This is a genomic window from Streptomyces viridosporus (genome assembly GCF_002078235.1).
GTDB lineage: Bacteria > Actinomycetota > Actinomycetes > Streptomycetales > Streptomycetaceae > Streptomyces > Streptomyces viridosporus.
On record NZ_MSGP01000889.1, the window covers coordinates 1 to 603 of the forward strand.

At 70.0% G+C, this 603-nt stretch carries 1 pseudogene; it reads right to left on the bottom strand.

Annotated elements, in window-relative coordinates:
• Positions 1–220 (bottom strand): annotated as a pseudogene (locus tag B7L92_RS38450) (histidine kinase); the annotation flags it as partial.
• Positions 221–603: the final 383 nt, after the last annotated feature.

The window sequence follows — 603 nt, forward strand, 5'->3', positions numbered from 1 at the left end:
CGCCGAGCACTCCGACCAGCGCGCCGACGACGCCGCCGACCGCCGTGGTGCGGCCGGCGCCGGGTTCGTAGCTCTCGGGCACGGACAGGGTGCCGTCCTCCGCACGCTCCAGAATCGCCGCCCGGCCCACTGACGGCAGTTGCTTGACCTCGGAGAAGGCCTGGTAGGTGAGGGCGGGGTCGGGGAAGCGGAAGAACATGACCTTGGCGTTCCAGGCCATGGCGGACTCCTTACATGACTGCGGGTGGGCGGGCCCGGCTGCGCGGGTCCGCCCGAGTTCTGGAGACAGGAGGAATCGTCACAAACCTACAGTGGGCCGTATGCCTCCGCATCGCCGCCGGGGTCTGTAAAAATGAGCGGTGCAGCCACTGAAGAGAGGCTGCCTGCAGAGGCCGGGGCGATGGAACGGCAGCTTCAGGCCCCGGACTCCGCCTGGCTGCCCGGACCTCTTGCGGCGCTGTGCCGAGGGCCCCGGTGAGCCGCCATGAGGGCTTTCAAGATCGTAGGTCCCCCGGCTCGGCCGTTGAGATTCCGCTGCCGTCGCTTCTATAGTCCACCGGCCTGCGGTGCGGCAGAGGCGTCCCGTCCGACGCCGCCGGCCGG